Here is a 23,914-nt window from a genome sequence, read left to right as displayed (position 1 = left end):
TTTTTCTCCCTGGTCTTGCTGTGGTGCCGGCGGTCGTCACCGCAGCGGTATGTCGGCGTCGTCGCCCGGGGGCCTCCGCCCATGGATGCGGCGCTCCTCGGCGGAGATGGGGACGTCGTTGATGCTGGCCTCCCGGCGGGCCATGTAGCCGCGCTCGTCGAACTCCCACTGTTCGTTGCCGTAGCTGCGCCACCATTGGCCGGCGGCGTCGTGCCACTCGTACTGGAACCGCACGGCGATACGGTTTTCGTGGAACGCCCACAGTTGTTTACGGAGCACGTAGTCGAGTTCGCGTTCCCACTTGTCGGTCAGGAACGCTTCGATCTCGTGGCGGCCGGTGAGGAATGTCGACCGGTTGCGCCAGATGCTGTCGGGTGTGTAGGCGGCGGCCACGCGCTGCGGGTCGCGGGTGTTCCAGGCGTCTTCGGCGGCCTGCACCTTGATTCGTGCGGTTTCGGCGTCGAACGGCGGCAACGGGTGCCGCGGCGGCGCGTTCGGGTCGGGGGCGTCAGTGCTCATGGCTGTCCCTGTCTCGCTGATCGTCGGGTAGGGCGTGGCCGTGCAGTTGTGCGCGTAGGGCGTGGTTGTCCGCGCGCAGGCGTGTCAGTTCGTCGCGTATCGGCGCGAGCGCGTCCGCGAGTTCCGCCTCACCGAAGCGGGGCGTGATGTGTTGCGGGCAGTTCCAGTCGTAGCCGTGCACGTCGACGGTGATCAGGCGTTCCACCTTGCCCGGCTGCCCGGGCACGGACAGCCTCTCCATCAGGCCCTCGGATGCCCGGTCCCGGACGTCGGTAACGCGGGCCGTGCCGATGATCTTGAGTCGCTGCTGGTGGGCGTAGTCCATGAGCAGCACCGATACCCGCGGCGAGGCGCCGAGGTTGCCGACGGACAGGTACTGCCGGTTGCCGCGCAGATCGGCCCAGCCGAGCACGCTGTGCCCGTCGGTGGGGTCGAGAACGCGCAGGAAGCCGGGCGGCCCACCGCGGTGCTGCAGATACGGCCAGCCGTTCTCGCCGACGGTGGCGAGGTAGAAGTTGTCGCGTTCGGCGATGAAGGCGGTCTCGTCGGCGCCGAGCATCGCGTCCGTGTCCCAGCCGGCGACCATGCGCGCGATGGCGGGGCGGCTGCCGTAGCGCTGTTGCGCGGCGACCACTGAGGCGCTGGTCAGTTCCTGTAGGTAGCGATGTGGCATGGCGGACGCCCTCCGAACTCGGGTCTAACCCCCTTGGCTTAGTTAGCCGGTTAGAAGGTACGCCGCCCTGCCTAACCTGTCAAACGGCGAACGGTGGTAAGGTTGGCGCCATGACACGTCGGCCGCTGGTGGGCGAGCCCCTCGCACTGGACCTGGTCAACACCCAGTGGGTCGAGCGGGGCCGCATGGTCGACCTGTTCGACGAGCCCGACGGGCTGCGAGACTGGCTCGCCGAGCACCGACTGCCGGGGGAGCCCGCGTCGGTGGAGATGCCGCTGCGCGAGGCGCGCGCGGCGCTGCGTCGCGTCCTGGAGCAGCCCGGCGAGGACGCCGAACGGGAGGTCAACGCGATCCTCGCCCGCGGCGCCTCGCGCTACACGCTCAGGCAGGGGGCCGTGCAGGAGCACCATGACGTGGACACCGAATGGCTTCCGTCCTGGCAGGCGGCCGTCAACTACCTGGAGTTGCTTCGCCAGCAACCCAGCCGCATCCGTGCCTGCGGCAACCCCGCCTGCGTCCTGCACTTCTACGACACGTCGCGAAACGGCACCCGACGCTGGTGCTCAATGGACGGTTGCGGCTCTCGCGCCAAAGCGGCCCGGCACTACCAACGGCATCGCGTCACCTGAGCACGCGGGGCGTCGGTGGCTCTCGTCGGCTGCGCTCTCGTCGGCGGCCAGGGACTGGTCAGATCGGGAAGCGACCGCGGCGCCACTGCCAGTGCCGGCCGGCCTTCAGGTGATCGACGATCGCGCGCTGGAGCACGCTGCCGCGTGGCAGCTCGTCGAGCGGCGTGGTGAGGCTGCGGAACGCGAACCGCAGCACCTCCACGTCGGCGTCGGGCCCCTCCTGCTCGTCGTAGGGCTCCAGCTCGAACCTCCGCTGGAACCGGACGATGTTGGAGTCCTCGGGCAGGTATTCCCGCAGCTGCGGGTCGAGCAGCCAGGAGCCGCAGGCGAAAGCCGTGTAGTGCTCGTCAGGAAAGTGGCGGGGGAAGAACGCGCGGGCCTCGTCGAGCGACGCCGCGACCGCCTCCGGGGTCAGCGGTCCCGACTCGGGGATGTGCAGGTCGATGGCGCTGACACCGCGCTGGTGCTGCAACCGCCCCAGCTCGAACAGGCCACCGCGCGCGTGCAGGGTCAGCCAGCTCTGCATCACCGGCCAGCCCTCGCCGCGCATCCGCCGGTCGACAGCGAGGTTGCGGCCCAGGTCCGCCAGGGTCACCCAGGACACGGCGTCGGCGATGCCGTGATCGCGGTGGTACGCCGTGACGACGTCGACCAGGGCCAGGTACGCGTACACGTAGAGATGCCGCCACGCCGGGCCCCGCTCGCGCGGCAACTCCGGCCCCGGCGACAGCCAGCCGTAGCCGCCGAGGTCGGCGCGGACCAGAGCGATCGACCGGTCGAGCAGCCAGCGTAGCTCCGGGGTCCAGTGTGGTGAGTCGGAGTCGGCCCAGCCGGCCATGATCTCGGTGGTGTCGTCCGGTCGCACCGCGAGCCGGCCGAGGATCGCGCGCGCGTCGGCCTTGTCGGGCAGCGGCGCCGACGGCCGGTCACCGGCGAGTTGGTGTACGCGTTCGACGTCCTCGACGGGCACCCCGAGTCGGGCGGCGGTCTCGTCCAGCTCCACGGCGGCGATTCTAACGGTCGCCGGGGCCGTCCTCGTGCCCTCTTTCCTCAGCTGGTTGTGTTCGTCAGGCGGTCGTCGTCGACCGAGCCGTCAGTGCTCGCGGGTGACGGAGGTGTGTAGCCCAGTTCGGACGAGATCTGGTCCGCGGTCCTCAGCAGGAGCGGAAGGGCGCTCTTCAACTGGTCGAGGCTCGCGATGACCTCGATCGCCGTCATCGAGGCGGCGGCGATGACCTGCCCTCGTGAATCCCTGACCGGTGCGGCGACACACATCACGTACGCGTCGTGTTCGCCGTTGTCCGTGGCCCAGCCCTGCTCCCGGATTCGGGCCAACTCGGTCGCGAGCGACTCGGGGTCGGCGAAGGTGGTGTCGGTGAACCGCTCGAAGACGACGGGGGACAGGAGGCGGTCGCGCTCATCCTGGGGTAGGTAGGCCAGGATCGTCTTGCCGACGGCGCTCGCATAGATCGACACCGCGCGGCCCACCCGGGACGGCAGCTTGACGGCGTCGAACGCCGGGCTGTCCACCTTGTCGATGTAGATGATCTCGTCACCGGTCAGTTGCGCCAGGTGCACGGTGTGGCTGGTCTGGCGTTGCAACGCACGCAGGTGTGCGGCGGCGAACTGGCGCAGGTCCATCGAGCCGAGCGCGAGCTCGGACAGCTCGATCACGCCACTGCCGAGCACATAGGTGCCCGCGCCGGTCCGGCGCACGAAGCGCGCGGACTCCAGTGTCTGGAGGATGCGCAGGGCCGTGGACTTGTGGACGCCGAGCACGTCCGCCGCCTCCGTGAGCGACAGCGGGTGCTCCGCCGACCGACGGACGAGGTCGATCGCACGGCGAATCGATTGCGCCAAGGCCCTGTCTCCCTCCGCGCGGCGGAGCATCACCGCCACTTCGATTGCATAATACGCAATGAGGGTCATGCTATGCGCAACCAGCGCTTGACAGCGTTGCACATGGCGCTACGATCGTTGCAATTTCATACGCCTGACGCTGACTCGTATCCACTCCGGATGTACCAGGACGCCGTCTGTGACATCCGCCCCGGGGCGAGCAATCCTTCTTCGACCTGGGGAGCGGCTCATGACGGTGCCACGGCCCCGGCGCACGACCCCGGGCGCGGGCTGGGCCGGCACCGCCGTCGAGGCGCTGCCGGACGACGCCGACGACAGCGTCCTCGTCGGCCGGATCTGGGACCCGTCCGTCGACGGACCCTCGCCCGTGACCGTCCGAAACGGCGATGTCTTCGACATCAGCCGGCGGTTCCCGACCGTCCGGGACATCTGCGAGCTTCCCGACCCCGCCGCGACGGTGGCCGGGCTCGACGGGCCGCGGGTGGGTGACCTCGGGGAGATACTGGCCAATACCGAGGCCGAGACCCGCGACCGTACGCGGCCCTGGCTGCTCGCCCCGGTCGACCTTCAGGTGCTCAAGGCCGCCGGCGTGACCTTTCCCGTCTCGATGATCGAACGCGTCATCGAGGAACGGGCCCGGGGAGACCTGGCGCTCGCGGGGGACATCCGACGCCGAATGCTCGCCGACGTCGGTGTCGACCTGCACAGCCTGGCTCCGGGCTCGGCGGAGGCGGAGCGGCTCAAGGATCTGCTGGTGGCCGAGGGCATGTGGAGTCAGTACCTGGAGGTGGGGATCGGCCCGGACGCCGAGATCTTCACCAAGGGTCAGATCCTGTCCGCCGTCGGCACCGCCGTTCCGGTCGGCGTGCTGGCCGCGTCGACCTGGAACAACCCGGAGCCCGAGGTCACGCTCATCGTCCAGTCCAGTGGCCGGATCGTCGGAGCCACCCTCGGCAACGACGTGAACCTGCGGGATGTGGAGGGCCGGTCGGCGCTGTTGCTTCCGCTGGCGAAGGACAACAACGCCTCGTGTGCCCTCGGCCCCCTGATCCGGCTCTTCGACGACCGGTTCGGCATGGATCGGGTCCGCGAACTCGAGGTCAGCCTGGAGGTCCGCGGGTTGGACGGCTTCCTCCTGGAGGCGGTCTCCGAGATGACCCGGATGTCGCGGGACCCGGAGGACCTCGTGCGGCAGTTGATCGGCCCGCACCACAGCTATCCCGACGGTGCCGCCCTGATGCTCGGCACGATGTTCGCGCCCATCCAGGACCGCGACGGCGCCGGTGAGGGCTTCACCCACAAGGTCGACGACGTCGTACGGATCAGCTGTCCGGCACTCGGCACCCTGGTCAACCGGGTGTGGCACGCGGAGGAGTGCGAGCCCTGGCACTTCGGCGTCCGCGATCTGATGGGCAATCTGGGGAGGAGAGGGCTGCTGTGAACGTGGTCAACACTGTCGATCCGCGCGACGGTCGGCGTCGCGCGACCGATCTCAACGAGACGGACGAGTCTCGGCTGGAGGTTGTCGCCGGCCAGGCGTCCCGTGCCGCGCAGTGGCTCTCCGGCCTGGGCAGAATCGGCAGGGCGGAGATGCTGGACCGCATCGCCGAGTCCCTGGAGTCCCGTCGCGCGGACCTGGTCGCCGTCGCGGAGGCGGAGACCGGCTTGAGCCAGGCGCGGCTCGAAACGGAGCTCACCCGGTCGGCTCTCCAGTTCCGGATGTTCGGCGACGTCCTGCGCGACGGCGGGTACGTCGAGGCGGCCATCGACCACGCCGCCGACACCCCCATCGGGCCCGGCCCCGACCTGCGGCGGATGCTCGTGCCCCTCGGGCCGGTCGCCGTCTTCGGAGCCAGCAACTTCCCCTTCGCCTTCTCGGTCGCCGGAGGCGACACCGCCTCCGCGCTCGCCGCGGGTTGTCCCACGGTCCTGAAGGCCCACCCGTCGCACCCGCTGACGTCGCACGCCTCCGCCGACGCGATCGGGTCGGCCATTCGCGACCTGGGCGGGCCCGACGGCGTGATCACCACCGTGTACGGGGAGCAGTCCGGCCGGTCGCTGGTGCGCCACCCCGCGATCCGCGCGGTCGCGTTGACGGGCTCCGTCGGCGCCGCCCGGGCCATCCAGGCGGCCATCGACGAACGACCCGACCCGATTCCCCTCTACGCCGAGCTGAGCAGCGTCAACCCGATCGTCGTCCTGCCCGGCGCGGCCGCCGACCGGGCAGACGCGATCGTCGAAGGGCTGTTCGCCTCCTTCACGGCCTCGGGTGGTCAGCTGTGCACCAAGCCTGGTCTGGCGTTCATCCCGGCGGATCCGGGCGGTGAGCACCTGGTCGACAGGCTGCGGGGGAGGGTCGCCTCGGCGGGCGGCACGGTCCTGTTGAACGAGCGCATCCGGGACGCCTATGAGAGCGGCGCGACGGCTTTCGAGCAGGCCGGTGCGCGTGTCTCGGCCCGGCCCCAGGTCGAGACCGGCGAGGGCTTCACCGTCGCGCCGACCCTGCTGGAGGTCGACCTGCCGGGACTCACCGCCGAGATCGCCGGCGAGTGCTTCGGACCGCTCATGGTCGTGGTCCGGTATCGCGACGTCGCCGAACTCGACGCCGTGCTGGCGACCGTCCCGCCGTCACTGACCGGTTCCGTCCATCGTGGACACGACGATGACGCAGATGCCGTGCGCGGGCTGGTCGACGTGCTCGCCGCCCGCTCGGGTCGGATCGTCTTCGACGGCTATCCCACCGGTGTCCGCGTGTCGTGGGCTCAGCACCACGGCGGGCCCTGGCCGTCGACCAACGCCGTGCACACCTCGGTGGGCGCCACGTCGATCCGACGGTTCCTCCGTCCGCTGGCGTGGCAGGACGCCCCGGAGTGGATCCTCCCCGACGAGCTTCGGGACGCGTACACCGCCATTCCGCGCCGAGTCGACGGGAAATTGGAACCGAAGGGGGAGTAGCCGCGCCGTCGGTCGCTCCCGCACGTGCCCCTGGTCCCGATGTCACCAGCCAGACCCGCCGGCTCGCAGACGCCGGGCGGGACGACGACAGGAAGGTGTGCCGATGTCGACGACGAATCCACCGCTGCGCAGCGGGCAGTGGTTCGGTGCGGAGGGCCGCAACGGGTTCATCCACCGGTCCTGGATGCGCAACCAGGGGTTCGCGGACGACGTCTTCGACGGTCGTCCGGTGATCGGCATCGCCACCACCTGGTCGGAGCTGACACCCTGCAACGCCCACCTGCGGGACCTGGCCGAATCGGTGAAGCGGGGCGTGTGGGAGAGCGGCGGCCTGCCCCTGGAGTTCCCCGCGATGAGCCTGGGCGAGCCCCTGATGCGACCCACCACCATGCTCTACCGCAACCTGCTGGCGATGGAGTTGGAGGAGTCGGTCCGGGCCAACCCGCTCGACGGGGTCGTCCTGCTCTCCGGCTGCGACAAGACCACGCCTGGTCTGCTGATGGGGGCGGCGAGCGTCGACCTGCCGACTCTGATGATGACCGGCGGCCCGATGCTCAACGGCAAGTTCCGCGGCCAGGACATCGGCTCGGGCACCGTCGTCTGGCGCTTCACCGAGGAGATGCGGGCGGGCCGGATGAGCGCGGCCGACTGCGCCGAGGCGGAGGTCGGCATGTCCCGCAGCCGGGGCCACTGCATGACCATGGGGACCGCCTCCACGATGGCCTGCGTGACCGAGGCGCTGGGCGTGCAACTCCCGGGGGCCGCCGCCGTGCCGGCTGTCGACTCCCGCAGGTACGCGCTCGCACACGCCGCCGGCCGCCGGATCGTCGCCATGGTCCAACAGGACCAACGGCTGTCCACGGTGCTCACCCGCCAGGCGTTCGAGAACGCCATCCGGGTCAACGCCGCGATCGGCGGTTCCACCAATGCCGTCGTACACCTGCTCGCCATCGCCGGACGCCTCGGCGTCCCCCTGTCCCTGGAGGACTTCGACACCCTCACCGCCGACGTGCCGATGCTCGTCAACCTCATGCCGTCCGGGGCGTACCTCATGGAGGACTTCGCCTACGCGGGCGGCGTTCCGGCGGTGATGGCGGAGATCGCCCCGCTGCTGAACATGGACCACGTCACCGTCAGCGGCAGGAGCGTGGCCGACAACATCACCGGCGCCCAGTGCTGGAACCGGGAGGTCATCGGCACCCTGGCCGAGCCGTTCCAGCCCGCCGGCTCCGGCACCGTGGTGCTGCGCGGCTCGCTCGCGCCGTCCGGGGCGGTGCTGAAGGTGTCCGCCGCCTCCGCCCAGCTCCTCACACACACCGGTCCCGCGCTCGTCTTCGACCGGATCGAAGACTATGTCGTCGCCGCCGACGACCCGGACCTGGACGTCACCCCCGACACGGTGCTCGTGGTCCGCAACGCAGGGCCGCGCGGCTACCCCGGTTTCCCGGAGGTGGGCAACGTGCCGATGCCACGACGGCTGCTCGCGGCCGGCATCACGGACATGGTGCGGATCTCCGACGCCCGCATGAGCGGCACCGGCTACGGCACCTGCATCCTGCACGTGGCCCCGGAGGCGGCCGTGGGCGGCCCGCTCGCGCTGGTGCGCACCGGCGACCTGATCCGCGTCGACGTCCCGTCGCGGAGCCTGGAACTCCTGGTCGACGACACCGAGCTTGTCCAGCGCCGGGCCGCGTGGCGGCCGCCGCCGCCGGTGGCCGACCGGGGATGGGTACGGCTGTACAGCGAGCACGTCCTGCAGGCCGACCAGGGCGCGGACCTGGACTTCCTCGTCGGCGGCAGCGGCAGTGCCGTGCCCCGTCACTCGCACTGAGGTGTGGACGCGGTGGGGGTCAGGCGGTCCGCCCGCCCCCCACCGATCGATCCGAATCCGGGCTCAGCCCAGGTACTTCTCCCACGGGCCGGTGATGGCCAGGGTGAGGCCGGGGTCCTGCATGTTGACGAAGAGCACCCTGCCGTCGGCGGTGAAGGTCGGCCCGCAGAACTCCGAGTCGTTGAGCTGGTTGCGGGCGATCGCGTAGGTCGGGCCGCCCGGGACCGCGCTGAGCACGTGGGAGGTGCCCTTGCCGTCCTCGGCGAGGACGAGACTTCCCCACGGGGTGACGGTCACGTTGTCCGGGCCGTCGAAGGTGATGTCGTTGTACCTGACCGGCGTCCCCTCCTCGGAGGCGCTCTGGTGCGGGAAGTACGTCACCAGCTGGATGGTCTGGGCCTTGTAGTCGTAGAACCAGACCATGCCGTCGTGCGGTGCCGCGTCCGCCGGCAGGTCACCCTCGTCCCAGGCGTACGAGTTGACCACGTACACGCCCTCGTCGGTGCCCCACACACCCTCGAACTTGCGCCCGCGGGTGACCTGGCCATCGGTGAACTGCTCGCGTACGGACCTGTCCCGCGCGTCGCGGTCCGGCACCTCGATCCACCGGACGGGGAAGGGGCGACCCAGCTGCGCGGAGGTCAGGTAGGCGACGTCCGGCAGCACCGAACCGTCGTCCATGATGATCTGCATCGCGGCGAGGACGCCGGCGTTGGGCGCGAGCCGGGTGAGCACGCCGGGACCGACCTTGACGCCGCGCGGCGCCGACCAGCGGTAGAAGAGGCCGTTGGGCCCGTCGGCGTCTTCGGAGAGGTAGATGTGGGTGCGGTCCTTGTCGACCGCCAGGGCCTCGTGGGAGTAGCGACCCAGGCACTTGATCGGCCTCGGGTCGGCGCTGCCGTCGGCCCAGACCTCGAAGACGTAGCCGTGGTCCTTCTGGTAGACGCCGGACCGGCCGCCCTCTTCCCACTCGTCGCCGGCCCGGTCCTCGGTCTCCTCGCAGGTGAGCCAGGTCCCCCAGGGGGTGGGCCCGCCGGCGCAGTTGGAGATGGTGCCGGAGAGGGCGACGAACTCACCCAGGTTGCGGCCCGCACGGTCGGTCCTGATCACGGTGCATCCGCCGGCGTCGACGGCGCCCGGGTCGTACACCGTTCCCTTGACGTGCGGCACGCCGAACTCCGCGCCGGGGTCGATCTCGTGGTTCTGGATCAGGGTGTAGCGGCCGTTGCCGGCGTCGTAGACGGCCATGCCGTCGTGGTCGGCCGGGGTCATGCCCTGGCCACGGTCGAGCCGGGTCACGCCGGTCCGGGTGACCACTGTGTAGCTGAAGCCCTCGGGCAGGGCCAGGATTCCCTTCGGGTCGTCCACGAGCGGCGGGAAGGGCACGGGACCGGACTTGACCGGCGGGTGCGGCCGGCCCGGGCTGGCCTGGGCCAGCGACGGCAGGCCGCCGGCGACGGCAAGGCCAACGCCGGCGGCGGCGCTGCCAGCGAGGAAGGTACGACGAGAAGAAGGCACGGCGATCAGCTCCTGGTCAGGACAAGTGCGACGACTGGCAGCCAACTCCTGCGGGCGGACACCGAAACGTCGCCGACCGGATCGCTCGGTGACATCGGGGTGAAGAATCGGGGCCGCTGCCCTCAGGGGGCCGAGGTTCGCCGTCGACGGCGGTACGCGGCGGCCTTGGCGCGATCTCCGCAGCCGCGCATGCCGCACCAGCGTCGCCGCGAGCCTCGCGACCGGTCGACGAACGCTCGGGTGCAGTGCTCGTCGGCGCACCACCGGAGGGCGTGACGGTCGTCGCTGGCGTGCAACTCCAGGCAGTCGCGCGCGAGGACCGTCAGGACGGCGTCGGTGTCGCCCGTCCGGTGCACCCCGTCGACGTCCAGGCGCAGCTCGGGTAGCGGTCCAGCCGCGGCATCATTGACCAGCTCGCGATCGGCCGGGGCCGCGTCGGTGCCGTCGATCAGGGCTCGGACCAGGCGGAACATCGCCTCGCGGAGATCCTTGGCTTGCCGCAGAGCCGCATCGTCCACATGAGGGGGTTGCTCGACGACGCCAGCCTGAACGGCCCAGTCCGCGAGATCCTGCGGGGCCGTCAGCTGCTCGATGTCGGTGTGGCCGCGCTCGGCGAGCGTGGGAAGGAAGTCCAGTACCGGCCGGTCGGCAATGAACTCGAATCTCACGTCACCATCTTGACCGGTGACGCGACGCGATGCAAGAGTGATCCGATGGCATCACCGGTCCAACAGGTGACGGCAACCGATCCCGGCACCCGCCGGCACGGCGCACGGCTGGCCCACTACCTGGCCGCAGCGCTACTGGCGCGTACCGCCGACGAGGGCGCACGGGTGGCACTGGTGCTCCTCGCCCTGGACCGGGCGGACAGCGCCGCCGTCGGCGGAACGCTGGTCGCGACCCTGCTGATTCCACACGTGGTGGCCGCGCCCCTGGTCGGTGCGCTGGTGGACCGGTCGCGACGGCCGGCGGCCGTGCTCGCCGGAGCGATCACCGTCTTCGCCGGGGCCCTCGCGGCGCCGGTCGCCCTGCTCGGTCACGCGCCGCTGTGGCAGACCTACCTCGTCCTCGTGGTGGCGGGGTGCTGCGGACCGGCGGTGACCGGCGGGCTGACCAGCCGGTTGGGCGAGCTGGCGGGACCCGGGCACGAGGCTCGTGCCTTCGCGCTGGACTCGCTGTTCTACAACGTCGCCGGCATGGCCGGGCCGGCGGCGGTCGGGCTGGTCGCGGCGGCAGCCGGCCCGAGCACCGCCATCCTCGCGCTCGCGATCACCGCCGGACTCGGCGCACTCGGCGTCGCCTCCCTGCATCTGCCCACCTCCGACACCGTGGCGGCGCGGACACGAACGGCTGGCCTGTTCCACGGCACCCGCGCGGTCGCACGCGATCCGGCCCTGCGAGTGCTCACCCTCGCGACCAGCTTCGGTCAACTGGGCCTGGGCGGTCTCGCCGTGGTCGCCACCACCCTGGCTGCCGCCGCGCACGAACCCACGCGCGCTGGCCTGCTGCTCGGCGTGATCGCCGCAGGTGCGTTCGTGGGCTCCCTGCTCTGGGCCTGGAGGCCGATGCCGGCCTCCCGCGCGCCGGTTGTGACGGTCTGGGCCATGGCCGCGGTCGGCGTACCCCTCGCGCTGGCGGCCGCCGTGCACTCCCTACCGCTGACCGCAGCGTTGTTTGCGCTGTCCGGGCTCTTCACCGGGCCGTGCGCCGCAGCGCTGTTCCTGGCCCGGAACCAGTTGGCCACCGAGACGACCCGTACGCAGGTCTTCACCATCGGCGCCGGACTGAAGGTGGCGGCTTCCGCGATCGGTGCCGGTCTCCTGGGTCTCGCCTCCCACCTGCCGGTGAGCGCCCAACTGCTGCTGGTCGCCGCCTTTCCGATTGTCGCGGGGACAGCGGGCGGCGTACTGCTCCGCCGTCGGTAGCGGAAGGTGCCGCCTGGCAGGGCTGGTGGCACGGGCCCGACCCGGTGGAGTTGCCGTCCGCCTCGGTTCGCTGCTCGGCCGGAAATGGGGTTCGGTCGGGCTGGTCGGCTGGGGCAGGATGTCGCCATGATCGGGAGCTTGCCGAGTCGGATCCGGATGTGCGGGTTCGGGCGCGGGCGGCGGAAGCGGCGTGCCGTGAGGCGGTGTGGACCCGCCGGCTCGACGCCCTGAAGCGTCTGGCTCGATCGGCTCGGGCCGAGGTGCGGGCGGTGGCATTGACCGGGCTGGTCCGCGCGGGGCAGGACGCCGAGGTCGCCGCGTGCCTTGACGATGACGCGCCGTTGGTACGGGCGGTGGCCCGGGGATGGCCGGGTGGAGTTGCGCCGGGCCGGTTACCGGCTCCTGCGCGGCCGGGGTGTCGGCGTCGAGTTGCGCGCCGCGCTGATCCTGGCCGTCGACGCGGACCCACGCCTGGCCGAGCGGGGCACGGCCGACGCCACCCGGATCACCCGTGACGCGACACGGACAGCCTCGCACCGTGTCCCTCAGCCACCCTTGCAGGTGACGGGGACGGAGCACGCTGAGCTCGTCACCCTGGCCGCACGAGCGGCGGCGGCGCTCGGAGCGGAGACCAGCCAGCAGCTCACCGGTTGGCTGACGAGCAGCCGCCCCGGTGGGTGACGGCGCGGCGTGAAGGGCTGCGGAGTCAGCTCAGCGCGGCCGCCTTGCGGAGCAGCACTGCGCGCTCGCGCTGGTTGGCACAGAGCCAAGCGGCCAGCTCCAGTTCGGCGCGCGCCTCGGGTCGGCGGCCGAGACGGCTCAGCAGCTCCCCGCGTACGGTCGGGACCAGGTACGACCCGGCCAGTCGGCTCGAGGCGACCAGCTCGTCCACGATGGACAGGGCCTGCGCCGGCCCCGAGGCCATGGCCACGGCGACGGCCCGGTTGAGCTCGACCACCGGGGAGGGCGCGACCCGACCGAGTGCCTCGTAGAGCAGCACGATCCGGTCCCAGTCGGTCTCCTCGACGGAGGGCGCCGACGCGTGGGTGGCCGCGATGGCGGCCTGCAGACCATAGGGGCCGAGGCGACGGGTCGATGCCCTGGCGAACGCCGCCAGTCCGCGGCGGATCGCCGCGCGGTCCCACAGTCGGCGGTCCTGATCCTCGAGCAGGACCGGCGTGCCGTCCGCGGCGGTGCGGGCCGGGAAGCGCGCGGCCGTCAGCTCGCACAGCGCGAGCAGGCCGTGCACCTCCGGCTCGTCCGGCTGCAGCGCGGCGAGCGTGCGGGCCAGCCGGATCGCCTCGTACGCGACGTCGGGGCGCAGCAGCCGGTCGCCGGACGTGGCCGTCGAACCCTCGGTGAAGATCACGTAGAGGACGCTGAGCACACCACCCAGCCGTTCCCGGCGCTCATCGGGGGCCGGCAGCTCGAACGGCACCCGGGCCGCCGCGATCGTCTTCTTGCCCCGGGTGATTCGGGCCTGCACGGTCGGCACGGGTACGAGGAACGCGCGGGCGATCTCCTCGGTGGACAGGCCGCCGACCACGCGCAGGGTCAGCGCCACCCGGGTCTCCGGGGAGAGCACCGGGTGGCAGCTGACGAACATCAGCGCCAGGATGTCGTCGTCGATCCGGTCGGGGTCGATCTCCGCGTCGACCGCGGGTTCGGCGGCCAGCAGGGCGTAACGGTCCCGTAGGGCGGCCCGGCGGCGGATCGCGTCGATCGCCCGCCGCCGGGCCGTGGCCATCAGCCAGCCGCCCGGATTGGCCGGAGAGGCACGCGGCCAGGACACCAGCGCCTCGGCCACCGCCTCCTGGGCCGCGTCCTCGGCCAGCCCGAAATCGCCGGTGAACCGGGTCAGCGCGGCGACGATCCGGGCCGACTCGATCCGCCAGACGGCCTCGATGTCGGCCGTACCCATCAGACCCGGCCGCTGCTCCCGTGCGAGGTCCCTTCCGTGACGAACTTCCCGCTGTCCTGCGGGACCTCGTCCTCACCGGGCACCCGACGGATCTCGATCTTGGATCCGGGAACCGAGGGAACCCGCTTGGCCCACTCGACAGCCTCCTGAATCGTGGCGACGTCGAGCAGGAAGAAGCCACCGAACAACTCCTTGGTCTCCCCGTACGGCCCGTCGGTGACCACCGGTGCCTCGTCGCCGAAGTGCACCACGACGCCCTGGCTCGGATCGTCCAACCCCTCGGCGGCGACGTAGACGCCGGCCTTGGCCGCCTCCTCGATGAACAGGCGGGTCGCGGTCATCAGCTCGTCGACGTTGGCCATCACGGCCGCGTTGGTCTCGTCGGTGCCCCGCATGATCAGCATGTACTGCGCCATCGCGTTCTCCTTCGTCGGGCGGGGCCGCCCGGCGGGCCTCGCACCCCCACGTCGAACGAGCGGCCTGCGGATCGACACGGCCCCTGAATAATCTCTCGCCGGGACGCAGCCTGCCCCTTCCTGCGATCCGTGTCCCGTCCTCAACCGCGAAAGCCGTCGGCGGCGGGCAACTGTTCGTCCGCGACCTGGATGATCGTCTTGCCGGGTGTACGACGGTGGCGGGCGAACGCGGCGGCCGTCTCGGCCAGTGGTCGTACGGCGCCGACGACGGGGTTGAGCCGTCCGGTACGGAGGCGCTGGGCGAGGTCGGCCAGCCGGACGCGATCAGGTTCGACGACGAAGAAGATGGCTCGCCCGTCCCTGGGTTGCACCGTGGGCGGCATGGCGATGGTGACCAGTGTCCCGCCCGGGCGTACCAGTTCGGTCGACTGCGTGAGGATGTCGCCGCCGATGACGTCGAGCACCACGTCCACCTCGCCGACCTGCCGCAGATCGTCGGCGTCCAGGTCGACGAAGGTCTGCGCGCCGAGGGCGAGGGTGGCAGCACGGTCGTCGGCTCGGCCGGTGCCGATCACCCGGGCGCCCACCTCCCGGGCGAGTTGGACGGCGATCGAGCCGACACCGCCCGCCGCGCCGTGGATGAGGACGGTCTGGCCGGTCGTGAGGTGGGCGTGGTCGAACAGTGCCTGCCATGCGGTCAGCCCGGAGATGGGCAGCGCGGCGGCCACGGTGTGGTCGATGTCGGCCGGGAGAGGGGCCAGGTTGCGGGCCTCCACCGCGGTGTACTCGGCCAGGGACCCGTTGCGGGCCCAGTCGGTCAGGCCGAACACCCGCTGGCCCACGCTGAGGCCGGTGGTCCCGTAGCCGAGTTCGACCACGACGCCGGACAGCTCGTGGCCGGGAATGCTGGGTGTCCGGTCGTGGCCGGCGCGGTCGGTCCACGTTGCCGGCCAGCCGAGCTCTCCGGGAGTGAACCCTGCGGCGTGTACGCGCACGATGACGTCGTTCTCCGCGGCGTGCGGGTATGGCATGTCGGTCAGGGTGAGCCCATTGACGCCCGCGTCACGGTCTCGCACGGTGATCGCTCGCATGCTCGGATCCTTTCCACAAGAGTTCGTCCGATGGGAGCTTGAGTCCGGTCAGTGCGGCCAGGGCGACCGTGCCGTTCGTGGTCTCGGGTCGATTCTTCATCCCGTCGAACTGGACCCGCAGGAACTCGTTCCTGAAGTCCCCGCGCGGTGGACGCCGAGGATCTCACCCAGCTCATCGTGTTCCAGGCCGGGGCCGAGGCCGAGCACGTCGGTCAGGACGCCGACCTGAACGCGACGTTTCCTGGTCGCAGGGTGGGTAATCAGCCGCGCCCACGTAGTCGGACGAGGCGTCCACCCGAGCCCGTCCTCAGGCAAAGGAGCCGATGGCCGTGTCAGACCAAGACGTCACCGTTGTCCTCGTTCACGGCGCGTTCGCCGAGTCGGCGAGCTGGAACGGTGTGATCGAGCGGCTCGGTGCGGCCTACAACGTGGTGGCCGCCGCCAACCCGCTGCGCAGCGTCGCCGGAGATGCCGCATACCTGCGGGACGTGGTACGAGGCATCGGCGGACCGGTCCTGCTCGTCGGCCACTCGTACGCTGGAATGGTCATCACCGAGGCGGCGGCCGACGACCCGATGGTGCGTGCCCTGGTCTACGTCAATGCCTTCGCCCCGGAGACGGGTGAGTCGGCGCTGGCGCTGTCCGGCAAGTTCCCCGGCAGCACGCTCGCCGACACCCTGGTTTCCTACCCGGTGGCGACCGGCGGCAACGAGGTGGCCATCGCCCAGAACGCCTACCACAAACAGTTCGTCCAGGACGTGTCCGGCAACGTGGCGGCGTTGATGGCCCGGACGCAGCGGCCGGTGACCGAGCAGGCGCTCGGCGAGGGCCTGGCGTCGACGACACCGGCGTGGAAGTTGTTGCCCAGCTGGTTCGTCTTCGGCGACCAGGACCACAACATCCCGGTCGCGGCGCACCGCTTCATGGCCGAGCGGGCCGACGCCCGCGGCGTCCGGGAAATCGTCGGCGCCTCCCACGCGATGACGGCGTCCCAGCCCGGCGAGGTCGCCGAGACCATCATCGAGGCGGTACGGGGAACGTCCTGAGCCCGAGCCGTTCCGTCACGCCCTGACGGATCACGCACACGACGTCATCGACGATCTCGACGCACGGCCCTGCCGCCTGTTCGCAGCGCGGCGGGGCCGTTCCCGCGGTGCCCGTCGACCGAACGGTCACCGGCCGCAGGCACCGCACGGCCTGCGGGTGCGCAGGTGGTAGTCGCTGGACGCCGCCACGAGGCCGAGCCCCAGGATGCTGTACGCCGACATCGCCACCCAGAGGAACGCGTCGGAGAACTCGCTCTCCGATCCCGACACCACCTGCACCATCCCCATGCCGAAGTAGGCCACGATGCCCGTCCCGAGGCCGAAGCCGGGCACCAGCAACAGCAGACGAGGGATCGTGCGGCCGGCGAGCAGCGGCACCCATCCCGGCCAGACCTCACCCCAGTGGTGCACCAGCGCCAGCGGCAACAACACCCCGGCCAGCACCATGCCGATCATCAGCCCGACCATTGTGGCGTCGTCGGTGAGACCGTCGAATCCCACCACGGCCTGGGCCGCGAATCGGGCGACGAGGCCGGTCACCGCGGCGTACGCGGCCCACCGCGCCCACCGCGCTGGTGTCGAGCGCCGCAGACCCGGTCGGACGGTCCGGCAGCAGTCCGGACAGTCGCCCCGGGTGCGCCGCTGATAGCGGGCGGTGGCCAGGCCGAGCAGGACCGCTCCGGTGACACAGCCGAGCCGGCTGGCGAACGCGAGCGGGTCGAAGTACGGGCCGACCGTGAACAGCAGGAAGCCCACCAGCTCCGGCAGCAGGATCGCGGCTGCGGCGACCAGCGCCCCGGCGGTCGCCCAGGCGATTGCCGCGAGCACTGGCCGCCACACCACCAGCCGGTCCAGAGCAACCGCCAGGACACCCGCCGCGACGCACATCGCCACCGACCACCAGCCGGTGAAACCCAGCAGGTCCGTCCCGAACCGCCCGAACTCCGGCGCTTCACCGACGGTCCATGCCAGACGCAAACCCCCGTATGCCACGGCCCAGCCGAGCACTGCGTACGTCAGGCCATGGCCCGCCTCGCGGACGGCCGGTGCCGATGTCGTCATGCGTCGATCCTCGCGGGACCAGCGCGCGGACGGCCCCCGCCGGCAGGGGAACGCACTCCCTCGCTCGGGTGAGGTTCGTCGCCGATCCACAAGCGAGCGCGCCGAGGGCGATGTCGCGGGCGACGACCTCGGCGGGCGGCCCGGCGGCCTACTCGTCTGACTGTTCGGTCTGCGGAAGGACGCTCCGCACGGCGACGCAGGGGTCCGTGGCGGGCGCGGCGGCGTGGATCGCCTCGGCGGCGCGGGCGGCGAAGTCGCGGAAGGCGTCGCGCTGATCCTCGGGCAGCCCGCCCAGCACGTGGTCCTCGGCGTGGGCGACCCGTCGCTCGGCCTCGGCGAGTGCCGCACGCCCGCGGTCGGTGGCCACGACCCGGCGGGCGCGCCGGTCCTGAGGGTCGAGCTTCCGTTCGATGAGACCGGCGTTCTCCAGGTCGTCGATGACGTACGTCAGGACGCTGCGGTCGATGGAAAGGCGCGCGGCCAGCGCGCCCTGAGTGGGCACGTCCTCGTGTACGACGACGGCCAGGATGTGGTAGCCCCGGCTGCGATGCGGCAGGTCGCTCAGTGTCTCCTCGACGTACTCGTGCCAGCGGCGCAGCACGACACCCAGTGACCAGCCGAAGGTCGAACCGCGCCTGCGGTCGGCCGGCAGCTCGCACGCGTCGGTGGCGGACATGCACCGGACGCTAGCAGGCGATGTGTTGATCAAACCGAAGTTCCTGTGCACCGAGGAATCAGCCAGTGGGCAAGTGCGTTGTGGGACATACGATCTGCTGTGCAGATTATATTCTGGCAACATGACCACGGAGATGCTGACGAAATGTCTGATTACGGGCACGAACTTCTCTTCGGCACGTTTCTGACGCCCACCGCTCAGGACCCCGACCACGTGGTGGCGCTCGCTGAGCTGACCGAAGCGGCGGGACTGGACCTCACCACCTTCCAGGACCATCCGTACAACGCCGAGTTCCTCGACACCTGGACCCTGCTGAGCTGGGTCGCGGCCCGCACCGAACGACTGCGGATCTCGGGAAACGTCCTCAGCCTCCCGCTGCGCCCGCCGGCCGTCCTGGCCAGGGCGGCGGCGAGCCTGGACCGGCTGTCCCACGGTCGTTTCGAGCTGGGCCTCGGCGCCGGCGCGTTCTGGGACGGAATCGAGGGCATGGGCGCTCGTCGGCTGACGGCGGGGCAGGGTGTCGAGGCGCTGCGCGAGGCGATCGACGTCCTGCGGGGGGTCTGGGACGCCGAGGCCCCCGGGCCGCTGCGGCGGGACGGGAAGTACTACCCGATCCCCGGCATGCGGCGCGGCCCCGCGCCGGCCCACGACATCGACATCTGGCTCGGCGCGTACCAGCCGAAGATGCTGGCGTTGACCGGTCAGAAGGCCAACGGCTGGCTGCCGACCCTGGAATACCTGCGGTCCCCGGACCGGGTGACCGCCAACCGGCTCATCGACGAGGCAGCGGTCGGGGCGGGGCGTGACCCTCGGGAGATCCGGCGACTGCTCAATCTGTTCACCGTCGACGTCTCGTCGCGCAGCCGTGGCTTCCTCCAGGGCCCCGCGGAGCAGTGGGTCGAACAACTCCTCCCGCTGGTCCTGGAAGAGGGTTTCAGCACCTTCCTGATCGGCCGGGACGACCCGCGACTGATCCAGACCCTCGGGCAGGAGGTCGCCCCCGCGCTGCGGGAGGCGGTCGCCAGGGAGCGGGCGGGAACCGCGTCCGGCACCGGACCGACCCACGCGGTCGCCGCCCGGTCCGAGCGGCACCCGGGCCTCGACTACGACGCGCTGCCCGCATCGCTGACCACCGGCGCCGTCGAGCCCGGCCATCCGGAGTACGAGGGTGTGCGCCACACCTACAGCTGGCAGGGGTCACCGGCCCTGGTGATCCGGCCGCAGACCGCCGCCGAGGTGGTCGATGCCGTGTCGTACGCGCGGACCCAGGACGTCCCGTTGTCCGTGCGCAGCGGCGGGCACGGCATCAGCGGCCGGTCGACGAACGACGGCGGGATCGTCATCGACATGTCGAGGATGAACCGGGTCGAGGTGCTGGACCGGGCGACTCGCCGGATCCGGCTGGAGCCGGGCGCCCGCTGGGGGGAGGTGGCCCAGGCGCTCGCCCCGTACGGCCTGGCGATGAGCTCGGGTGACTACGGTGACGTGGGCGTCGGTGGCCTCGCCACCACCGGAGGCGTCGGCTATCTGGCGCGCCGGCACGGCCTGACCATCGACCACGTCGTCGCCGCCGAGATCGTCACCGCCGACAGCCGCCTGCTCCGGGTGGACGACGAGCACCATGCTGATCTGTTCTGGGCCGTCCGTGGCGCCGGTGGCAACTTCGGCGTCGTCACCGCCCTCGAACTGGACGCGTACGAGGTCGACAAAGTCGTCTACGCCCACCTCGTCGCGGACGCCACCGACACCGCCCAACTGCTGCACCGTTGGGGCCGGCTCGTGGAGGACGCGCCGCGGGACCTGACGAGCTTCCTGTCCCTCTTCCCGGGCCGCCGTGGAAACCCCCCGATGGCCCAGGTCACCCTCGTGTACGCCGGTGACGACATCCAGGCGGCGCAGTCCGCGCTGAGCCCGTTCCTGGAGATCGGCCCGATTCTCGATCAGCAGGCGCAACTCGTGCCGTACCCGGCGATCGTCGTGCCCCCCGGCAACGACCATCGAGGTCAGGGTCTGCGGGACACCCGCAGCGGGCTGTTGCACCACGTCACACCGGAGGCAGCCGACCTCATGGAAAACATGATCCGTTCCGGCGACGTGATGATCATGCAGCTCCGGTCCGTCGGCGCGGCGGTCAACGACGTCGCTCGCGACGCGACCGCGTACCCGCACCGGGAGCAGAACTTCTCGGTGCTCGCCGCCACGGTCCCGGACCGCAGGCCGCAACTCGACAAGCTGTGGGCCGAGCTGTACGCGCATCTCGACGGCATGTACCTCAGCTTCGAGTCCGACACCGACCCGGCTCGACTGCTGGATGCCTGGCCCGAGCCCACGCTGAGCCGACTGCGCGCGATCAAGGCCACGTACGACCCGGACAACGTCTTCAACCGGAACTTCCCGATCTCGCCGGCGACACCGGGCTGACCCGGTCGTCTAGAGCGTGCCGGACAGGTACTCCCTCCGTCGCTGCGGTTCGAACTTCTCGATCGCGTACCGCAGCATGACCCGGGGCATGGCGTGGTAGCGGCGGAGCAGGAACTCCTCCTCCGCCGCTCTGTCCCGGTTGCCCACCTCACGCAGCATCCACCCCACCGCCTTGCGGACGAGGTCGTGCGGATCCTGGAGGAGCCGGTCGCTGAGCCGGAAGGTCCATTCGAAGTCGTCGGCCTTGATGAAGGCGAAAGTCGCCATGACGGCGATGCGCCGGTCCCACACCAGGTCAGACCCGGCCAGCCGGTCCAGGACACCGCGCTCCTTGTCGACGAGCCAGGGGCCGACGATGTACGGCGCCGACGAGTCGACCAGGTCCCAGTTGTTGATGCGGTCGGTGTTGGCCAGGACGAGGCGGTAGATCTCGCCCCGTTCCTGCTCGTGGCCCCTGGTGAACTTGCGGACCAGGATGAGCAGCGACGTCAGCCTCTCCTCGTGCACGTCGGAGTGCAGCAGCGTCGTTGTCTCGGCCAGGGAGAGGTCGCGCCAGTATCTGCCGGCCACCTTGCGCTGGTCCGGCACGGACACGCCGATGGCCCGGTCGCCCTCGCCGTAACCGCCGGGGACCATCTGCAGGAAACGGCTCGACGCCTCGGCGCGACCCGGGTCGGCACGGCTGGCGAGGTCTAGACGGACGTCGACGCTCGTGGCCATGACCAGCAAGCTACCGTGCCGGTCAGTGACCACGACGCCGCGTCCACAGCGAGCCGCCGCGAGCCCAGCATGCACAGCGAGCCGCCGCGAGCCCAGCATGCACAGCGAGCCGCCGCTGGCCACCTCAGCCGGCGCGGCGTAGCCGGCCGAGCATCCCGTTGAGGTCCTGGACGAACAGGTCGTGGCGGAAGAAGTGCCCGCCGGGCACCTCGCGCCACTCGTGCGGGATACCGGCCCGGGCGAGTGCGGCGCGGAACTCGCGCTGACCGGCGAGCACCTGGGTTTCGTTGACGGTGTCGAACCAGTTGATCGGGTCGGGTGACGTGCCGGCCGCCAGGAAGATCCGCTTGTTCTGGAAACTCGGGATTCGCTGGACCGGGTTGTCGGCGCTGACCCGCGCCTCGTCCCACAGCGGGATCCCGTAGACGGTGCCGCCGCCGAGGTCCAGCGCGGCCGAGGTGGCGTTGGCCCAGTGCACGACGAGCCCGAAGTCCCGACGCAGGCTGGCCGGCCCGGAGTGCGAGCTGACCGAGCAGAAGTGGCCGTAGTACTTGGCCGCGTACTTCAACGCGCCGAAGCCGCCCATCGAGAAGCCGGCCACCGCGCGTCCGTTGTACTCGGCGAAGGTACGGAAGTTCGCGTCGATCCACGGCAGCAACTGGGCGATGTGGAAGGTCTCCCAGTTGCGCGGTCCCACGAAGCTGTTCACCGGATTGCAGTACCAGCCGGTCGACGCGTCCGGCATGACGACGATGACCTCCCGGCCGGCGGTCAGACCGATGATGTTGTCCTGGAGGTGGAAGGTGCGGAAGTCGGCGTTGCCACCGTGCAGCAGGTACAGCACGGGGTACCGCTTGCCGCTGGTGTGGTACCCGTCAGGCAGCAGCACGTTGACGCCCGGGTCCCACTCGATGGCGTCCGTGGCGAAGCGGTAGTACTGGAGGCGGCCACCGTTCTCGTTACGGTCGACGATGCGCAGGCCGTACCCGTCGGTGGCGGCCATGGCGGCGGACGGTGCGGCGAGGGCGCCGGCGAACAGCCCGGCGGCGGCCACCGCCGCGGAGCCACCGATCAGCCGGCGCCGGCTGATCGACGCGGACGGGGGTACGTCGAGCATTGGAGTCTCCCTGGGTCAGAAGGTGGTCTCGTTGGGCAGGCCGAAGAAGTCGTGCCATTTGGTGGCGCCGAGGAAGGTGGTGCCGGTGGAGAGGCCGACGTGGACGTCGTTGAAGCTGCCCTTGGTGAAGGCGACGATGTCGTCCTTGCCGTCGCCGTTGTAGTCACCGAGGTAGGGGAACTCGCCGGGCAGGCAGAAGAGGTCGTTCCACTTGACGGTGGTGCCGACGAACGAGGTGCCGGTGGAGACGGCGGCGTAGACGTCGGCGTCGGCGTTGCAGGTGAAGGTGACGATGTCGTCGCGTCCGTCGCCGTTGATGTCGCCGACGCGGGGCTGTTCGGTGCCGACCGCGAACAGGTCGTGCCAGGTCTGTGCCGCCCCGAACGAGGTTCCCGTGGACAGGGCGACGATCACGTCCGACGCCGTGAGCGGCCCCTGGGTGAAGGTGATGATGTCGTCGCGTCCGTCGCCGTCGACGTCGCCGAGGGCCGGATACTCCCCGGCGATCGAGAAGTACTCGTGCCACTTGAGCGCCGTTCCAGCGAACGACGAACCGGAGGACAACGCGACGTACACGTCCCCGGCGCCGTCGTGGGTGAAGGCGACGATGTCGTCGCGTCCGTCGCCGTTGACGTCCCCCACCGCGGCCACCTCGGCGTTCGGGGCGAACCAGTCGTGCCACTTCGTGGCGCCCGCGAACGACGACCCGTTCGACAGTGCCACGTACACGTCGGCGAGCGAGCCGTGGGTGAAGGCCACGATGTCGTCGCGCCCGTCGCCGTTGAAGTCCCCGGACAGCAGCGTCTCGTCGTTGAGCCCGAAGAAGTCGTTCCACTTCACCGACGTCCCCGCGAACGAGGAGCCGGTGGACGCCGACACGTACACGTCGTTGAGTGAGCCGCGGGTGAAGGCGACGATGTCGTCGCGACCATCGCCGGTGAAGTCCGTCGGTGAGCCGGCCAGGTAGCGGCCGCCCGACGGAGCGCCGCAGTTGTCACTGACCAGGTACTTCTGGTTGTACTGGGCCGGGTAGGGAGCCAGCGAGACGCCGTTGATGACGATCGTCTGTCCGACTCCGTTGTAGAGCTGCTCGTAGTGGACGTGCGGCCCAGACGAGTTGCCGGTGCTGCCGGTGATGCCGATCTGCTGTCCCTGCTGCACGTACGCGCCATTGGCAACCGAGTAGGCGCTGAGATGGAAGTGGTAGGTCGTCCAGCCCCCACCGTGGTCGACGACGATGTAGTTACCGGCCCCGCTGGGCTGGGAGTAGTGCCGGGCCACACCCGCTGCGGACGCCACCTGGGGGGTGCCTCCGGTGGCGCCGCCGTCGGCGCGCACGAAGTCCAACGCCTGCCGCACCTCCGCGCTGTGGTGGTCGTAGGTCCAGCGTTGCCCGCACGGGAACGGCGCTTTGAAGTTCGGTGCGGCCATCGCTGGCGAGGGTGACACCACCACGGCGGTCAGGACCGCCATGGCCAGGGTGAGAAGCGCGACCAGGGCGCGGAGGACGGGGGTACGCGAAGGCCGGGACATG

Annotated in this window: 22 protein-coding genes; 8 read left to right on the top strand and 14 right to left on the bottom strand. The window is 70.8% G+C overall.

What is annotated here, in order from left to right:
* Window positions 1-36 precede the first annotated feature (36 nt).
* The gene (locus KBX46_RS03225) at window positions 37-519 is read right to left on the bottom strand and encodes a nuclear transport factor 2 family protein (protein WP_210790705.1); all 483 of its coding nucleotides are present in this window, start codon (window positions 517-519) and stop codon (window positions 37-39) included.
* Window positions 509-1,192 (bottom strand): pyridoxamine 5'-phosphate oxidase family protein, encoded by a 684-nt coding sequence (locus KBX46_RS03220; protein WP_210790703.1) that lies wholly within the window; start codon window positions 1,190-1,192, stop codon window positions 509-511. Before KBX46_RS03220 ends, KBX46_RS03225 begins: the two co-directional genes overlap by 11 nt.
* A gap of 110 nt (window positions 1,193-1,302) precedes the next feature.
* On the opposite strand from KBX46_RS03220, the gene KBX46_RS03215 reads away from it, so the two are divergent.
* The gene (locus KBX46_RS03215) at window positions 1,303-1,821 is read left to right on the top strand and encodes a CGNR zinc finger domain-containing protein (RefSeq protein ID WP_210790701.1); all 519 of its coding nucleotides are present in this window, start codon (window positions 1,303-1,305) and stop codon (window positions 1,819-1,821) included.
* 58 nt (window positions 1,822-1,879) lie between these two features.
* Here the strand turns inward: KBX46_RS03215 and KBX46_RS03210 are convergent, their stop codons facing one another.
* A complete protein-coding gene (locus KBX46_RS03210) occupies window positions 1,880-2,824 on the bottom strand; it encodes an acyltransferase domain-containing protein (protein WP_210790699.1) in 945 nt (314 codons plus the stop codon).
* 47 nt (window positions 2,825-2,871) lie between these two features.
* Entirely contained in the window at window positions 2,872-3,783 is a 912-nt protein-coding gene (locus KBX46_RS03205) for an IclR family transcriptional regulator (RefSeq protein WP_210790697.1), read from the bottom strand.
* Window positions 3,784-3,910: 127 nt separating this feature from the next.
* Here KBX46_RS03205 and KBX46_RS03200 point away from each other — a divergent pair, with 127 nt between their 5' ends.
* The 3 genes from KBX46_RS03200 to KBX46_RS03190 all read left to right on the top strand — a co-directional run bounded on the left by KBX46_RS03200 (window position 3,911) and on the right by KBX46_RS03190 (window position 8,467).
* Window positions 3,911-5,122 carry a fumarylacetoacetate hydrolase family protein gene (locus KBX46_RS03200; protein WP_210790694.1) on the top strand — a complete coding sequence of 404 codons (1,212 nt, stop codon included), beginning with the start codon at window positions 3,911-3,913 and terminating at the stop codon, window positions 5,120-5,122.
* Complete coding sequence (locus tag KBX46_RS03195; protein ID WP_210790692.1) at window positions 5,119-6,636, top strand: aldehyde dehydrogenase (NADP(+)); 1,518 nt, start codon at window positions 5,119-5,121, stop codon at window positions 6,634-6,636. The genes KBX46_RS03200 and KBX46_RS03195 overlap by 4 nt, the downstream gene beginning before the upstream one ends.
* A gap of 103 nt (window positions 6,637-6,739) precedes the next feature.
* Window positions 6,740-8,467, top strand: coding sequence for an IlvD/Edd family dehydratase (locus tag KBX46_RS03190; protein WP_099854871.1), 1,728 nt, complete (start codon window positions 6,740-6,742; stop codon window positions 8,465-8,467).
* Window positions 8,468-8,530: 63 nt separating this feature from the next.
* On the opposite strand, the gene KBX46_RS03185 is transcribed toward KBX46_RS03190, so the two are convergent.
* Window positions 8,531-9,985, bottom strand: a complete 1,455-nt coding sequence (locus KBX46_RS03185) for an alkaline phosphatase PhoX (RefSeq protein ID WP_210790691.1) — start codon at window positions 9,983-9,985, stop codon at window positions 8,531-8,533.
* Between the two features lie 122 nt (window positions 9,986-10,107).
* The gene (locus KBX46_RS03180) at window positions 10,108-10,653 is read right to left on the bottom strand and encodes an ABATE domain-containing protein (protein WP_210790689.1); all 546 of its coding nucleotides are present in this window, start codon (window positions 10,651-10,653) and stop codon (window positions 10,108-10,110) included.
* 45 nt (window positions 10,654-10,698) lie between these two features.
* Between KBX46_RS03180 and KBX46_RS03175 the strand changes: the two genes are divergently transcribed.
* Window positions 10,699-11,910 carry an MFS transporter gene (locus KBX46_RS03175; protein ID WP_210790686.1) on the top strand — a complete coding sequence of 404 codons (1,212 nt, stop codon included), beginning with the start codon at window positions 10,699-10,701 and terminating at the stop codon, window positions 11,908-11,910.
* A 372-nt stretch (window positions 11,911-12,282) separates the two neighbouring features.
* Window positions 12,283-12,591, top strand: coding sequence for a hypothetical protein (locus KBX46_RS03170; protein WP_210790685.1), 309 nt, complete (start codon window positions 12,283-12,285; stop codon window positions 12,589-12,591).
* Window positions 12,592-12,616: 25 nt separating this feature from the next.
* Here the strand turns inward: KBX46_RS03170 and KBX46_RS03165 are convergent, their stop codons facing one another.
* The 3 genes from KBX46_RS03165 to KBX46_RS03155 form a co-directional block, all read right to left on the bottom strand.
* Window positions 12,617-13,831 (bottom strand): RNA polymerase sigma factor, encoded by a 1,215-nt coding sequence (locus KBX46_RS03165; protein ID WP_210790683.1) that lies wholly within the window; start codon window positions 13,829-13,831, stop codon window positions 12,617-12,619.
* Window positions 13,831-14,247: a YciI family protein gene (locus tag KBX46_RS03160; RefSeq protein ID WP_210790681.1), complete on the bottom strand. Its 417-nt coding sequence runs from the start codon at window positions 14,245-14,247 to the stop codon at window positions 13,831-13,833. The genes KBX46_RS03165 and KBX46_RS03160 overlap by 1 nt, the downstream gene beginning before the upstream one ends.
* A gap of 140 nt (window positions 14,248-14,387) precedes the next feature.
* Window positions 14,388-15,338, bottom strand: a complete 951-nt coding sequence (locus KBX46_RS03155) for an NADP-dependent oxidoreductase (RefSeq protein ID WP_210790678.1) — start codon at window positions 15,336-15,338, stop codon at window positions 14,388-14,390.
* Window positions 15,339-15,661: 323 nt separating this feature from the next.
* On the opposite strand from KBX46_RS03155, the gene KBX46_RS03150 reads away from it, so the two are divergent.
* The gene (locus tag KBX46_RS03150; protein WP_247666801.1) at window positions 15,662-16,384 is read left to right on the top strand and encodes an alpha/beta fold hydrolase; all 723 of its coding nucleotides are present in this window, start codon (window positions 15,662-15,664) and stop codon (window positions 16,382-16,384) included.
* A gap of 126 nt (window positions 16,385-16,510) precedes the next feature.
* Here KBX46_RS03150 and KBX46_RS03145 read toward each other — a convergent pair whose 3' ends face one another.
* Both KBX46_RS03145 and KBX46_RS03140 read right to left on the bottom strand, forming a co-directional pair.
* Window positions 16,511-17,446: a hypothetical protein gene (locus KBX46_RS03145; protein ID WP_210790673.1), complete on the bottom strand. Its 936-nt coding sequence runs from the start codon at window positions 17,444-17,446 to the stop codon at window positions 16,511-16,513.
* Between the two features lie 148 nt (window positions 17,447-17,594).
* Entirely contained in the window at window positions 17,595-18,122 is a 528-nt protein-coding gene (locus KBX46_RS03140) for a MarR family winged helix-turn-helix transcriptional regulator (RefSeq protein ID WP_210790671.1), read from the bottom strand.
* A 144-nt stretch (window positions 18,123-18,266) separates the two neighbouring features.
* Here KBX46_RS03140 and KBX46_RS03135 point away from each other — a divergent pair, with 144 nt between their 5' ends.
* Window positions 18,267-20,543, top strand: coding sequence for an LLM class flavin-dependent oxidoreductase (locus KBX46_RS03135; RefSeq protein WP_210790669.1), 2,277 nt, complete (start codon window positions 18,267-18,269; stop codon window positions 20,541-20,543).
* A gap of 9 nt (window positions 20,544-20,552) precedes the next feature.
* Here KBX46_RS03135 and KBX46_RS03130 read toward each other — a convergent pair whose 3' ends face one another.
* The 3 genes from KBX46_RS03130 to KBX46_RS03120 form a co-directional block, all read right to left on the bottom strand.
* Window positions 20,553-21,263, bottom strand: a complete 711-nt coding sequence (locus KBX46_RS03130) for a DNA alkylation repair protein (protein ID WP_210790666.1) — start codon at window positions 21,261-21,263, stop codon at window positions 20,553-20,555.
* Window positions 21,264-21,387: 124 nt separating this feature from the next.
* Entirely contained in the window at window positions 21,388-22,380 is a 993-nt protein-coding gene (locus KBX46_RS03125) for an alpha/beta hydrolase family protein (protein ID WP_210790654.1), read from the bottom strand.
* A gap of 15 nt (window positions 22,381-22,395) precedes the next feature.
* Window positions 22,396-23,913, bottom strand: a complete 1,518-nt coding sequence (locus KBX46_RS03120) for an FG-GAP-like repeat-containing protein (RefSeq protein ID WP_374224931.1) — start codon at window positions 23,911-23,913, stop codon at window positions 22,396-22,398.
* Between the last annotated feature and the right edge of the window lies 1 nt (window position 23,914).

Origin of the sequence: Micromonospora sp. C81, from assembly GCF_018070425.1 — a bacterium.
GTDB lineage: Bacteria > Actinomycetota > Actinomycetes > Mycobacteriales > Micromonosporaceae > Micromonospora > Micromonospora zamorensis.
This window is presented reverse-complemented; position numbering and strand designations above follow the sequence as displayed.